This is a genomic window from Algoriphagus marinus (assembly GCF_001936475.1).
GTDB lineage: Bacteria > Bacteroidota > Bacteroidia > Cytophagales > Cyclobacteriaceae > Algoriphagus > Algoriphagus marinus.
Genome location: NZ_MSPQ01000023.1, coordinates 1 through 14,066, shown reverse-complemented (window position 1 = coordinate 14,066; position 14,066 = coordinate 1). Strand labels below are relative to the sequence as shown.

Genomic DNA, 14,066 nt, shown 5'->3' with positions numbered 1-14,066 from the left:
ACATCTAAAACTATCGCTGGGTCGCTGACAGGGCTTCAATTATACTCTAAAATCTTCCCTTTTTCAATCAAACAAACCTAAGGTAGCTATCGGGACAATCCCGGCAAGAGGCTCAAAAACCACTCAGAAATGAGTAATTTTTTTGTTTTAATCGAACTTATCTAAATGTTTTTTAAAGTCTAAACTCTAAACCAAAGACTTTTTATTTTTTTGGTAGCTATAATACTTCAATAATCAATATTTTAACTTTCCATTTCAAAGTTTCTTTTTTTGGATTCAAACTTATTCCTTACAAATGAATAACCTAAATAAAACAGCCCTACTAGCAGTTGCTTCATTAATCATTTTTACTGCCTGTGAGCCTGAAAGATCACCTTTTGATGTTTCACCTTCCGAATCCATGGATCCCAAGCGTTTGGAGCCTCCTTTTCCTGTTGTTGAGTTGCCGGAGGGAATTGATTTGCAATCCCCTACGTGGAAAGGAATTGATCTTACTCCAACAGCTCCAGTGATTCCTGTTTCTGCCAACGAAGAAAAGAAATCATTTGTCTTGAAACCTGGATATAGCATGGATCCGGTACTTTCTGAACCCCAAATCAAGGAACCTGCAGCGATTCAGTTTGATGGAAATGGTAGAATGTATGTCTTGGAACTTAGAACATACATGCAAGACCTTGATGCAAATGGAGAATTAATGCCTACTTCCAGAATTTCAAGATGGGAAGACATAGACAATGATGGAGTGTATGAAACTGGAGTTGTATTCTTAGATAGTTTGGTTTTCCCTAGGTACGTGGTGCCATTTGGAAAGAATTCTATCCTTTCGATGGAGTCTAATGAAGACCATGTCTACAAATACACAGATACTGATGGCGATGGACATGCTGATAAAAAGGAGCTTTTTGCTTCTGGTTTAGGGCGTTCAGGAAATGTAGAGCATCAAACCACCTTCTTGACATGGGCTTTGGATAACTGGATGTATAGTACCTATAATTCAAAAAGAATTCGCTGGACAGCAGATGGAGTAATTCAGGAACCAAGTGGCAATCCATGGGGACAATGGGGAGTTACCCAGGATAATTATGGTAAACTTTGGTTCCAAGATGGGGCTGGGGGTGTACCACAAGGATTTCAATTCCCAATTGTCTATGGAAATTTCAGTGTAAAAGGACAATGGAAAGATGGTTTCCGTATTCCATATAGCTTAATAAGATTAGCAGATTTTCAACCAGGCATGAAAGAAGCAAATCCTGATGGTTCTTTAAATAACGTTACAGGGGCTGCTGGAAATGATGTTTTTCGAGGAGATAGATTACCTAAGGAACTTATCGGACAATATTTCTATGGTGAACCAGTAGGCAGAATCGTCCGACAAGTAACTACTGAAAATGATGAGGGCTTGACATATATCCAGAATAAATACATTGATTCAAAATCTGAATTCATTCAATCAACAGATCCTCTTTTCAGACCAGTGGATATGGCTACTGCACCAGACGGCACCATGTACATCGTCGATATGTATCGAGGAATTATACAAGAAGGAAATTGGACGCAGGAGGGAAGCTACTTGAGAACTAAAATCCAGCAGTATCAAATGGACGATGTCATAGGAAATGGGAGAATCTGGAGATTAACGTATGAAGGAATGCCTAGAAATACCGAAAAGCCCAGAATGTATGAGGAAACATCGGCTGATTTAATCAGACATCTTGAAAACCCAAATGGTTGGTGGAGAGATCAGGCGCAGCAGTTGATGATTTTGAATCAAGATAAATCCATTGTGGGAGATTTGGAGAAAATGGTGAAGACTTCCAAGAATGAACTGGCTCGGATCCATGCACTTTGGACATTGGAAGGCTTAAGTTCTTTGAATATGAGCTTGGTAAGAGAGCTTTTCAAGGATTCAAATCCAAATATTAGGATCCAAGCTTTAAAGGCGAGTGAAACACTCTATAAGTATGGTGAAAAGGGCTTTGCTGCTGATTATCGTGAAATGAGCAATGATCGGGATCCAAATGTTGCTATTCAAGCATTATTCAGCGCTTATATATTAAAAGTAGATCAAGTGGAAGAGTTGATGAAATCCAGCTTGGCCTCAAATTCTGCAAAGGGCCCCCAATTGGTAGCAACCCAAATTTTGGAAAAGATGGAGGAATCTAAAAAAGCTGCTTCAGTGAAGTATGCTCCAGCGGAATTGGCCCTATTTACCAAAGGCAAATCTATTTTCGATAGTTATTGCTCGACTTGTCATGGTCCAAAAGGCTTGGGGTCTCCAGCTGGTGATGGATTGATTGCACCGGCATTTTCTGGTTCTCAAAGAATCATGGGACATCCAGAATATTCTGTGAAGACTTTGTTGCACGGGTTAACAGGTAAACTGGAGGACAAAGAATATGAAGGTGTCATGATTGCAATGGATATGAATGACGACGAATACATCGCTTCTGTGATTTCTTACATCCGCAATGAATTTGGTAACGAAGGGAGTTTTGTAACTCCTGAATACGTGGCCCAAATCAGAGAGGAAACAAAGGATAGAAAATCAAACTATAGTTTTGATGAGTTGATTCAGGAGGTTCCAAAAGCTTTGCCACCACAGGATAACTGGGTAGCAACAGCAAGTAGTACGGCTTTGCAGGGTGTTGGGTCTACCAAAGATCCATCCTATGCATTTGGCTTTAAAGGGTGGAAAACGGAAGATGCACAGGAGCCTGGCATGTGGTATCAAGTAGAATTACCGGATTCACATAATCTTGCAGAGGTTCAATTTGATGCTGGAAAAGAGGAGTTCCCTTTAGCATATACTGTTTCTACTTCGGTAAATGGTAGTAATTGGACCGAAGTCGCAACAGGAGCCGGACATGCAGGAGTGAATAATGTAAGATGGAAATCTGATAAAGGTGTAAGATTTATAAAAATTCAAAGTTCTGAAAAAGGAGAAAAGCCATGGGCGATGAAAAACTTAATTCTTTATGCGAGATAATGGTTTTTGATCAATAAAATGTGAGAGGCTAACGAAATCCGTTAGTCTCTTTTTTTTGATTATGATTAAACATTTTCTCTAAAAAAAAATGATTAAATATCTAATAACCAATTGATTTAGCTTTCTAAGGATTGAGTTTTATTTTTCATTCTTGTTCTAATTTTTACCAACTCGTACCAAATGACTGAGATAAAACCAATTCCAATACAAGTGGCTAGCTGAGATAAATCAAGTGTCTTGAATTCAAAGAAACTAGTCAATGGTGGTACAAAAAGCAATAGTCCTGTGATTACTATAGTGATGGCGATGATGAGTAATACCAAATTGTTTTTGTACTTCAGTGTGGTCAAAATCGAATAGTAAAAAGATCTGTTTATCAGTGTTAAAAAGATATTTGCGGAGATTAATACTGTGAAAACCATTGTTCTTGTAAGTGCCTCGTCTAAACCCTGAATCACCGAATATTGATAAGCAAACAAGGTTCCGACCGTGATGGCTAGGCCTTGAATGATACTAGTCGTAAGTTCTTTCCAATTGAAAAATGTATTCGTAAAAGGCCGTGGATTTTTAGACATGGTATTTTTCTCCATAGGTTCATTTTCAAAAATGATAGAGCAGGTAGGCCCCATAATCAACTCCAGAAAAATGATATGGACCGGAGAAAGTATGTTGGGATAAATCCATCCCAAAGCCAGAGGAATAAAAACAGTAAGAATTATCGGGATATGAATAGAGATGATGTATTGAATGGCTTTTTTGAGGTTGGTATAGATCTTTCTTCCCATAGCTACCGCATCCACCATCTTTGATAAATCATCTTCCAACAAAATCAAGGAAGCAGCCTGTTTGGCTATTTCTGTTCCTTTTTTGCCCATGGCAATACCAATATGTGCAGCTTTCAAAGCGGGCCCATCGTTGACACCATCGCCTGTCATTGCTACTATTTGATGGTTTGTTTTTAAAGCATTGATAATTTTCAATTTTGCTTCAGGAAACATTCTGGTGAAAATATTTGTGTTCATGACACTTTCTTTCAGCTCTTTTTCCGAGAGTTTCATCAATTCATCTCCGCTAAGACTATGCTCAAAGCCTTTAAAGTCTATTTGTTTTGCAATCGCCATAGTGGTTGCGGCGTTGTCTCCGGTGATAATTTTAACTGAAATACCAGCCTTATAAAAGTCCTCGAATACTTTGTTGATGTTTTTCTTCGGAGGATCATAAAAGGCAACTATTCCTTTAAAGTTGAATTTGAATTCCTGTTGTGTTTTTGGAAAATCATTTCCCTCAAATTCACTTAGGCCAACACCCAATACTCTGTAACCTTCAATAGTGATTGTTTCAATCGCTTTTTCAATTTGGGCCTTTTCAACATCAGTCAGATTGGAAACCTCCATTATTGCTTCTGGAGCTCCTTTAGCTGCAATTATTCTTTTCCCGGACTCATTTTCAAAAATATGGGTCATCATGGGTGGTTTTCCACCTAGAGGATATTCATGGATTAATTTGAAATTGGGCCTTTCGTCCTCCGCATACAAATCGTTGTATGCCTGATGCAATGCAACTTCCATGGCATCAAATGGAATTGGTTCACTGGCCCACATCGCTATTTTTATCAATACTTTTTCATCCTTGTCAGCTTCTTCGGGGGATGAGATTTTTTGGGAATTCAGCGTAAACACCTTTGCCAAACTCATTTTATTTTCTGTGATAGTTCCGGTTTTGTCGGTACAAATCACAGTCGCGCTTCCTAGTGTCTCCACAGTTTTCATCTGCTTCACCACGATCCCCATTTTCATCAGTCGCCAAGCGCCGATCGCCATAAACGTGGTAAAGGCCATTGGAATTTCTTCCGGAAGAATACTCATCGCCAAAGTCAATGCTTTGAGTAAACTATCCAGAACATCATAAGAGCGAAAGTAATTGATCGCCCAAACTATCAGAAATACGATTGCCCCTGCGATTACCATTGTTTTCACAAAATTGGTTATCTGCAATTCCAAGGGTGTTTTTTCCTCTTCTATGCTTTCCAGACTTTTGCCAATTTTTCCCAGTTTGGTTTCATTTCCTATGCTGGTAATAGTTGCAATTGCTAAACCGCTAGCCACCGTGGTTCCTTTAAATATTAGATTATCTTCTTTATCCTTGTCTTTAAAAACAGAAAGTGATTCTCCGGTGAGGATTGATTCATTGACCGAAAAATCATTGGAATGAACTATGATGCCATCTGCTGTAATAGAAGTTCCCTCTTCCACCATCAAACTATCACCGACAACCAAGTCTTCACTATTGATCTCTACGACCTCTCCATTTCTGATGACTTTGCAATGCGGCTGGGAGAGCTTTTTTAGTTTTTGTAAGGCATTTCGACTTCTGGAATCCTGATACAATGAAATAATGGAAACCAGTACGATAGCAGAGGCAAGGAAAATGGCATCACCTATTTTTCCACTTACTAAATAGATTAAGGATGCTGCAAACAATAGAATGATCATTGGCTCTTTAGCCAATTTCTTAATTGCATCTAAAATATTGTTCTCCTGCTTGTATTTAAGTGTGTTTTCACCATGCTTCGCTCTTGCAAGAACTACCTGCTCGTCGGTTAATCCTTTAATATTGAAGTTGTTTGAAGACATGATTGAAGTATTTTTTTGAAAAAGAAGCTAGTGGTTTCTGATTTTATCAAGTTAGAAACTTATCCTTTGTTTTACTGGGGAAAAGCCAAAAAGGCCACCTGTAGAACTCCCAATTTTTTGTATCCTGCAACATTCATATGTATCGGATCCCGATAGTATAGTTCTTGGTTATATGTATTGTATCCTCCCAAAGTGAACTGGTCCAAATAGGGAATGCCATGAATTTCACAGATTTGCTTTTGCATTTCCACATAGTCCGCCATTCCATTCGGTTCGAAGGGATCATAACCGCCTCGATTGTTAAAGGCTTTACTGGAGGTGAAAAAGTAAATCGTAGCATTGGGATTCAACTCATAGATCTTTTTGATGCAGTAATTGATCCCGCCGGCTTGGGTCTTGAGCTTTTCCGGATCAAAGCCATCAAACTCTGTATAATCGGTATAGCTGCCATTTTCCCGCTGATTGGTGTAGTCATTGGTAGAAGCCCAAAGAATATAGATGTCAAATACCCCGGCTTCGTCCACTTGCTGTTGGAGGGATTTGCCCTGCAAGGAAGAAAACCCCGCTCCACCCACGCCATAATTGGTGATCTGCATTCCCAGTCGTTCTTCCCACATGATTTTGGCGCTATCACTGGCTGGAATGACCGATACAGAGCCACCAAATACCGCAACAGATTTTCCATAGTTTAGGGAGTTGGTAATCTCAGATTTTGCTGGATTCTGCTGCGCAAAAAGTTCAGTTGAGAAAAGTAAACATAGGATCAGAAAGTATTTTTTGATGTCTTTCATAGGGATGGGGCTTGTATTTAGTGGTTTGCTTGTATTTGTAAATTAGCTTATTGTCCGTTATCATACCAATAAATTAATTTCCCTTTGGTAATTAAGTTTGAATACGTGGACAAACTTGAATAGTAATAATCCGGAATGAAGGAGGTGATCTAATTTTCCTAAAACGTCTTTTCCTTTTCAATAAATAATTTAAAGAAGTTGGATAATACTATTTGGAATTAACAATCAGTTGAAGATTTTTTTTAGACCAAATTTTCGGTATTTTTCAATTCAATTCTTAATTCTAAAATCAGATAAAAAATGAAAAAATTATTTCTAGCCTCATTAATGCTATTATGCGTAGCTAGCCTTGCATTAGCCGCTAGCAATTCCCCTGAATACTTCGAGGGAAAATGGAATGTCTTAGTAAAAGGAACTCCTCAGGGAGATGCAACGATTCCAATGCGATTTGAAACCAAAGAAGGAACTACAAAAGGCTTTTTTATGGCCGATGATTCTGGACAGGAATATGAGATGAGCTCCGTATCCATTATCGATGGCGTGTTGACTGCCGCATTCAATATTCAAGGCTATGACGTGGATATCAATATGTCTGAAGTGGATGGAGATAATGCAGCAGGAAGTTTGATGGGTATGTTTGACTTGAGTGCGACGCGTGTGAAGTAGGGGAGTTGGAAGCGGAAGGTAGGAGGTTGGAAGTAGGAAGTTTCATTTCGCTGGATCTCACCATTTCCTAAATTACTTTTCTCATCTTCCAAAAGTACAATAGCTATTAGTTAAAATAGAAAAGGCCGCTAGTCTAAAGCTAGCGGCCTTTATTTTGTCATGTTGAAAAGGTCTCTACCCTTTCAGCGTAAACGCTGGAAGTTGTTTTATTGTCCCACCTTCCATCGCTGATTCATGGGCCAAGATTCCTACGCAGGTTATATTTGCTGATTCCCGCGCATCCGGATAGGGTGCTCGGTTTTCATTCAAGGCATTTAAAAACTCATTTACCAAATGTGGATGAGAACCACCATGTCCAGCACCTTGGATAAAGGATAAATGCTGATTTTCATCCGAATCATAGACACCGCCAGTAGTAAAAGGCTGAATTTCCTCAGGAAGCAAATGCGCATAGTCAGGAATCTTCACCCGCTCAGGGCTTTCTCCAGTATGAATCACCGAATCTTCATGCTCAATCAAGGTCCATTCAAAAGACTTTTTCGAACCATATACATCAAAGCTCTCTCGGTATTGTCTTGCAGTATTGAAGAGCGATCGGGTGACTTCGGCCGCCAAATCTGAATCTTTCAATTTGATATGGCAGGTTTCGATGGCAAAAGGGGAACCGTATTTTGGAATCAGGTTTTCGTCTATTCTACCAGAACCTAAGCAAGACACGTATTCCGCTTGTGCCTTTGGTAAAGCTAAAACCGGTCCCACACAATGCGTGGCATAATGCATAGGAGGGAGGCCTTCCCAATAGCCCGGCCAGCCCGCCATTTCCTGTTGGTGAGAGGCTCGAAGAAACTGGATTTTACCCAATTCCCCTTTTTCGTAAAGTTCTTTAACAAATAAAAATTCACGACTGTAAATCACCGTCTCCATCATCATGTATGTCAAGCCTGTGCGCTCGGTTTCTTCCACGATTGCGCGACATTCTTCCACTGTTGTGGCCATTGGTACCGTGCAAGCCACATGTTTTCCTGCCCTCAAAGCTTTTAAGGATTGCTCCGCGTGATTTTGAATCGGAGTATTGATATGTACTGCATCGATATTTGGGTCTTTTAAAAGCTCATCATAATCGGTATAGACCTTCTCGATCCCGAACGCTTTTCCGATTTCCTCTGCCTTTTCTTTATTCCGCTGGCAGATTGCGTACATGTTTGCCAAAGGGTGCTTTTGATAGATTGGAATAAACTCAGCACCAAATCCTAATCCGATAATGGCGATATTGAAGGGTTTGTTGGTCATATTATTTATAGTTTAATAAATTGAAAAATTGAATTCAGGTTAATAATTACGATTTATGAAATACGATTTACGAGATCTTTGAAGGATCGAAGCTTGGTTTTAGAAAGGAGGCTTTTTTTTCAGCTTTCTCATTTTTTACTTCTGATTTACCTTTTCAGCTTTCTCACTTAAGACTTCTGACTTTACATCATATATCCTAAATCAAACATCTCAAACATCTTCCGCCCATTTCCTCAAAAACTCCAAACCCTCTTTCGCAAATCCATCCTGACTTTCTGCTAAGGGTTTCCAGATGCAGACAGCTCCAGCCAGTTCTTTTACCTGAGGAGTAAAGCTTTCAATCGAAATGGCTCCTTTGTAATTTATGGCTTCTAATCCTCGCTTATAGGCATCCCATCTGGTTTGTCCCGTGCCGGGTGTTCCTCTATAGTTCTCAGAAACTTGAAAATGAATCAGTTTCTCTCCCGCCAACCTGATGGCAGCCTCAGCGTCCCGTTCTTCAATATTCATATGGAATCCATCCAAGATGACCTTTGCTTCTGGTTCGTTGATATCCCTGATCAATTCCATCAATTCCTCGCAGGTATTGATCAGATCCGTTTCGAATCGGTTTAAAGTCTCGATGGCAATTTCCAAACCATGCGTTCTAGCCTTTAGACATACTTTCCGAAGATTTGTCACTGCCCGATCCCATTCGATTTTCTTTTGTTCCGGAGAAACCAATCTTGCTTTTCCCACCGCAGAATACATGGGGCCAGCTACGAATTTGGCACCGAGTTGACTAGTGATTTCAAAGCAGGCATCCAAATAGTCAAAGCTGGTTTGATGAAAACTAGGATCATCATGAGTCAAATCACGTGAGGTTCCAAAAGCCCCACAAATAATAGGAGCTAGCCCATTATCTGCTAAAGCTGTCTTTAAACTAGGCAGATCAATTAAGCTCGGATCTTCCACCGGAATTTCCACTGCATCAAATCCATAAGACTTGATCTTCGGGAAAAGGCTGATGGTTTCCTGATTAAAAGGGGAGGTCCAAAGCCAGGTACTGACTGCAAAAGTTACGTCTAATGCCATGCTTATTCTACGATCATGATTCCATTCATAAGTCTCCAATGTCCCGGAACTGTACAGACAAAAGGATATTCTCCCGGTTCTGTAGGTGCTGTAAAGACGATGGATTCCCGACCTTCAGGATCTACCAATCTGGTGGCAATTATTACTTCTGGAATCTTCGGTACATAGTTTTGGGCTGCACCCTTTGGATCACGGGCAAGTGCGTCAGCTGCTTCACCGATAATTTCCATGGACCCTTTTTGACCTATGACTAAGTTATGCTGCATAAAGTCTGGATTTTCAAAATCAATGGTGACCTGAGTACCTGCTTTTACGGCGAATGTAGTCTTGTTAAACTTCATCTCATGAGGTATGACTCCAAGTTTGATCACTGTAGAACCGGTAGAGCCTGACGAGGTGGATGCTACTTCCATCATTTGGATTTCGGCTCCAGGCTTCTTCAATGCTAGGGTTGATTTGTTGCTTATTCTACCTGAAAACATCCAACCACCCTCATATTTTCCTACCTGATTTCTTGAGTCATTTTGACCAACACGAACTCTTCTTGGGGATAATTCTTCTGCGAAAAGTCCATTGGTTTTGGCTTTACCGATTTCTTCACCATTAATCATCAGAGTCATACTTCCACCTTCTTCAAGAGTCGCATCAATGGTGAATTGCTCCTCAGGAAGTGCTTTTTTGGAACTGATAATCGTTAGTTTTTCGTTCTGTGCTACCGCAAAATGAAGTGCATCTTCATAGATATATAAGCTGTAGCCATTTGTATTATTTCCGTGAGCGACTAATATTCCATCCATTGGGTTGTCGCCTTTGGAAGCGATCATGCGAATTACAATTTCCTTTCCGGCAACTTCAGGTGGGAAAAGTATAGAATTTCTTGAATCCAAAGGATACTGCTCAGCCACTAAGCTTCTGCTGATTCGATCTGCCAAAGACATCTCAGTATCACCACTAGCCTTTAAAGCCGCTTGATTATCCCGTTTTGCAAATTCAGTAGGATGTGCTAAAACTGCCGCAAATATCGCCTGAGGTAAATAGGCATCTGTTCCGTTATCACTTGCATCGGCTGATTTAACCAATTGTTTTGCAGCTTCCTCAGAGAAAGGCATCTCAGAAAGCGCCAAGAATGCATATTTTCTGGTGTGAAGATCTGAATCATTGAGCAGGTCAGAAGCCATGATTACTTTTAAGGAAGATTCAGTACGTGGAATTACCCGAAGGGCATTTTTACGAACAGCTGCAGATGGGTGCTGAAGGGCTTTTTCGATCACTTGCTCGGCCTCACGGTTTTCACCATTGAGCTCGCCCAAGCCATGCAACGCCCAAATAGCGTTGATTGCAGGTCCATTTAAACCCACTTCGTCTACAGATTGATCAGCAATAATTTTGTATAAATCGGAAAGCAATTCCTTGTTTTTGGTCTCGACGATCAAGCGCTGCGCAGTTAATCTCCAGAACATGTTTTCGCTTTGCAAAGCAGCAATCAATTCCTTGGAATCTCTTTTTGAAAGGTCAAAGCTTTTCGAATCTTTGCCTCCTTTATAGCTTAACCGATAAATTCGACCATGCTCTCTATCACGCAAAGGATTGATGTAGGCGTTGCCTTCGCCATTTTCAAAACCTCTCGGAGTTGGATTGTGCTGAATGATGAAATTGTACCAATCTGCCACCCAAAGCGCGCCATCTGGACCAACTTCAGCATGCACCGGAGAGAACCATTCGTCTGAACTTGCAAGGATATTGAATCCGTTTTTTTCCTTGAAGCCAGATCCCTCAGGATTGATTATCGCATTGTGAAGCACACGTCCGGTTGGCTCAGCTACGAAAGCAATTTTGTTCCAATAGTTTTTAGGAAAGCTTCTTGCTGTGTAAAAATTGTGACCAGCTGCTGCAGTGTAGCTACCAAACCAATCGACTTGTCTTAAGAATGGAGTAAGATGTGGCATGTCGTAATGGGTGTCGATTCCATGCACGGTATTAGCTGAACCTTGGAAAACAGGACGCTTTAAGTAGCTGTTTGCCATTGAAAAATACACACTGTGTTGTCCGTTGGCTGTAGAGATGAAGGTTTCAAAATCTTCCGTAAAACCTAATCCCCAAGTATTGTTAGAAGTATTCCCCAAGTATTCAAGCGAATTTCCATCTGGCGTAAATCGATAGACACCCTGACCAAATGAGTGAGAAACTCCTCCAACATCACCTCTAAAACCAGAATAACCTAAGACACCCCAGATCTTATTATCAAAACCATATTTCAAATTGGATGGACCGGCATGGGTATCGCTCTTGCCCCAGCCAGTCATGATGACTTCTCGGACATCGGCTTTATCATCACCATCGGTGTCTTTTAGGAAAATAAAATCAGGTGCCATGGAAATCAGCATTCCTCCATTCATTGGAGTGATACTGGTTGGAATATTTAAACCCTCTGCAAAAATGGTGACCTTGTCAGCCTTACCATCTCCATCAGTATCTTCCAAAATTTTGATTTTATCATTCCCACCTTCTTTTCTGACTTCGTTAGGATAATCCGTCGTCTCGATCACAAAAAGCCTTCCCCGCTCATCCCAAGTCATTGAGATGGGATTGATGATCATTGGCTCGCTGGCAAACAATTCTAACTCAAATCCAACCGGTATCTGAACTAATTTCATACTTTCCTCAGGAGAAAGTGGCAATTGGAATCGAGGAGCAGGATCTCTTTTCTCATAGTTTGGAATCTCTGCATCACGGAATTCCGGTGTAGGGATTTGATAGGCCGCTAGCTGTGCATTGACTTGATCGCCTACAGCCCAGAGGATACCATTTGCCACTAATGCTTGAAATTCAGCTTTCTCCCAAGTCTTTTCATTATGTCCCAGCGCTGTATAAAACACTCGGCCTTTTCCCTCATTTCGAGTCCAAGTGTATGGTTCTCGTTTATCGCCTTCCACTCGCTCCATCAAGACTTCCATATCTGGATTGACTTTGGTATGGACATAAGTTTCATCCCAACTTTCAAACTCAGTCAAACCCTTCATCGCTGGATGATCTGCATCTACGATTTTAGCTGAAAAAACTTCCGTGCCATGAGTACTGAATTGACCTCCAACTGCTGAGATATACCAGTCAGAATTTTGGAAGCAAAATGAAGCAGAATGCAAGGGAATCAATGCTTTTCCACTTTGGATATAGCTTTTCAGATCGGATTCTTGTTCAGGGCTGATAGTTTCATGATTGGCATAGATCATCAAACCATCGTAATTATTTAGCGTCTCCGAATTGAGATCCTCCAAATTGGTGGTGTAAGTGAGATTAATTCCTTTCTGAAAAAGTGGCGTAGCCAAATACATCATTAACTTTTCAGAATTGTGATGCTCGCTTTCATGGCCGAGAACCAGAATTTCCACTCTTCGTGGATCAGTGTCGGAAAGGAAAGATTTCTTTTGATTGCAGCTTGCGATTGCAAATAAAAGGATAAGAATGGTCAGAAAGCTTTTGACCGGATTGGGATGGGTTTTCATGATTTTGGGTCTATCGAAATTTCAGTTCTAAATTCCCCAAATTAAATTCGATAAGCTAGCTGAATCTGACCCAATACTGACTGTATTTTGACATTATCCGTTAAATTGACATGTTAAATTGCAAGAAATAATGAAAAAGGCAGTTCAAAAGTCTCGAATTCCAGCTGGAAAAGCCTTTGTGATCAAGGAATTAATCGCACCCTATTTTGATGTGAATTGGCATTTTCACTCTGAATACCAATTGTTTGTAGTCTTAAAAGGGGAGGGAACCCGCTTTATCGGGGATCATATACAGCGTTTTCAAGCCGGAGATATGGTTTTGACTGGTCCCAATCTACCTCATCTCTGGCGCAGTGATCAGATTTATTTTCAAGATCAACCTGACCTAGAGACGCATGGTATTGTCATTTATTTTCCGGATCATTTTCTCAATAATGCAGTTTTTGACTTGGAAGAATTTGGGTTGATCGGGCAATTACTTCAGACTTCTGCCTCTGGCGTTGGTATTGTGGGCGAAACTCAAAAGATCCTCATTAACCGGATGAAAAACCTTCTTAAAAAAGAAGGTGTCGGCAGCATTATTCAATTGCTGGAAATCCTTGAGATCATTGCAAAGTCAACTGATTGTCAACTTATCGCTGATCCTACCTATGTCAATCTCCACAAAGAATCTGAGGGGGATCGGATGGGTTTGGTTTATGAATTGGTGATGAAACGCTATACCAATAAGATTACACTGAAGGAAGCTGCGGACCTGTGCAATCTATCTGAAAGTGCTTTTAGCCGGTATTTTAAAAGTCGCGCAAACCAATCCTTCTCGGATTTCCTCAGCCAAGTTCGGATTCATCAGGCTTGTAAATTACTTCAGGAAGACAAACTGAACATCAGTCAAATCTGCTTCGAATGTGGTTTTTTCACCCTTTCCAACTTCAATCGGCAGTTTAAAGAGCGAATGGGAAAAACACCGCTGGAGTATAGAAATGAGTTTTTGAGGTAAGGGGAAAAGGGAATGGGGAATAGGGAATAGAGCCCCGATAGCTACCTTAGGTTTGTTTGATTGAAAAAGGGAAGATTTTAGAGTATAATTGAAGCCCTGTCAGCGACCCAGCGATAGTTTTAGATG

At 40.5% G+C, this 14,066-nt stretch carries 8 protein-coding genes; 3 read left to right on the top strand and 5 right to left on the bottom strand.

Annotated elements, in window-relative coordinates; all coding sequences use genetic code 11:
* Nucleotides 1-295: 295 nt before the first annotated feature.
* On the top strand, nucleotides 296-2,986 hold the full coding sequence (locus tag BVC88_RS20965) for a DUF7133 domain-containing protein (protein WP_075352696.1): 2,691 nt from the start codon (nucleotides 296-298) through the stop codon (nucleotides 2,984-2,986).
* Between the two features lie 116 nt (nucleotides 2,987-3,102).
* On the opposite strand, the gene BVC88_RS20960 is transcribed toward BVC88_RS20965, so the two are convergent.
* Both BVC88_RS20960 and BVC88_RS20955 read right to left on the bottom strand, forming a co-directional pair.
* The gene (locus BVC88_RS20960; RefSeq protein WP_075352695.1) at nucleotides 3,103-5,619 is read right to left on the bottom strand and encodes a cation-translocating P-type ATPase; all 2,517 of its coding nucleotides are present in this window, start codon (nucleotides 5,617-5,619) and stop codon (nucleotides 3,103-3,105) included.
* A gap of 71 nt (nucleotides 5,620-5,690) precedes the next feature.
* Nucleotides 5,691-6,410, bottom strand: coding sequence for an SGNH/GDSL hydrolase family protein (locus BVC88_RS20955; RefSeq protein WP_075352694.1), 720 nt, complete (start codon nucleotides 6,408-6,410; stop codon nucleotides 5,691-5,693).
* A gap of 300 nt (nucleotides 6,411-6,710) precedes the next feature.
* Here BVC88_RS20955 and BVC88_RS20950 point away from each other — a divergent pair, with 300 nt between their 5' ends.
* Nucleotides 6,711-7,076 carry a hypothetical protein gene (locus tag BVC88_RS20950; protein ID WP_075352693.1) on the top strand — a complete coding sequence of 122 codons (366 nt, stop codon included), beginning with the start codon at nucleotides 6,711-6,713 and terminating at the stop codon, nucleotides 7,074-7,076.
* Between the two features lie 174 nt (nucleotides 7,077-7,250).
* On the opposite strand, the gene BVC88_RS20945 is transcribed toward BVC88_RS20950, so the two are convergent.
* From BVC88_RS20945 to BVC88_RS20935, 3 genes are all read right to left on the bottom strand, one after another.
* Nucleotides 7,251-8,366, bottom strand: coding sequence for a Gfo/Idh/MocA family protein (locus tag BVC88_RS20945; RefSeq protein WP_075352692.1), 1,116 nt, complete (start codon nucleotides 8,364-8,366; stop codon nucleotides 7,251-7,253).
* Nucleotides 8,367-8,576: 210 nt separating this feature from the next.
* Nucleotides 8,577-9,440, bottom strand: coding sequence for a sugar phosphate isomerase/epimerase family protein (locus tag BVC88_RS20940; RefSeq protein ID WP_075352691.1), 864 nt, complete (start codon nucleotides 9,438-9,440; stop codon nucleotides 8,577-8,579).
* A 2-nt stretch (nucleotides 9,441-9,442) separates the two neighbouring features.
* The gene (locus BVC88_RS20935) at nucleotides 9,443-12,943 is read right to left on the bottom strand and encodes a PVC-type heme-binding CxxCH protein (RefSeq protein ID WP_075352690.1); all 3,501 of its coding nucleotides are present in this window, start codon (nucleotides 12,941-12,943) and stop codon (nucleotides 9,443-9,445) included.
* 130 nt (nucleotides 12,944-13,073) lie between these two features.
* On the opposite strand from BVC88_RS20935, the gene BVC88_RS20930 reads away from it, so the two are divergent.
* On the top strand, nucleotides 13,074-13,940 hold the full coding sequence (locus BVC88_RS20930; protein ID WP_075352697.1) for an AraC family transcriptional regulator: 867 nt from the start codon (nucleotides 13,074-13,076) through the stop codon (nucleotides 13,938-13,940).
* Nucleotides 13,941-14,066 lie beyond the last annotated feature (126 nt).

Bases quoted from the DNA above. Each gene is read 5' to 3' on its own strand.
- BVC88_RS20965 (WP_075352696.1), top strand. From the start codon at position 296: ATGAATAACCTAAATAAAACAGCCCTACTAGCAGTTGCTTCATTAATC.
- BVC88_RS20960 (WP_075352695.1), bottom strand. From the start codon at position 5,619: ATGTCTTCAAACAACTTCAATATTAAAGGATTAACCGACGAGCAGGTA.
- BVC88_RS20955 (WP_075352694.1), bottom strand. From the start codon at position 6,410: ATGAAAGACATCAAAAAATACTTTCTGATCCTATGTTTACTTTTCTCA.
- BVC88_RS20950 (WP_075352693.1), top strand. From the start codon at position 6,711: ATGAAAAAATTATTTCTAGCCTCATTAATGCTATTATGCGTAGCTAGC.
- BVC88_RS20945 (WP_075352692.1), bottom strand. From the start codon at position 8,366: ATGACCAACAAACCCTTCAATATCGCCATTATCGGATTAGGATTTGGT.
- BVC88_RS20940 (WP_075352691.1), bottom strand. From the start codon at position 9,440: ATGGCATTAGACGTAACTTTTGCAGTCAGTACCTGGCTTTGGACCTCC.
- BVC88_RS20935 (WP_075352690.1), bottom strand. From the start codon at position 12,943: ATGAAAACCCATCCCAATCCGGTCAAAAGCTTTCTGACCATTCTTATC.
- BVC88_RS20930 (WP_075352697.1), top strand. From the start codon at position 13,074: ATGAAAAAGGCAGTTCAAAAGTCTCGAATTCCAGCTGGAAAAGCCTTT.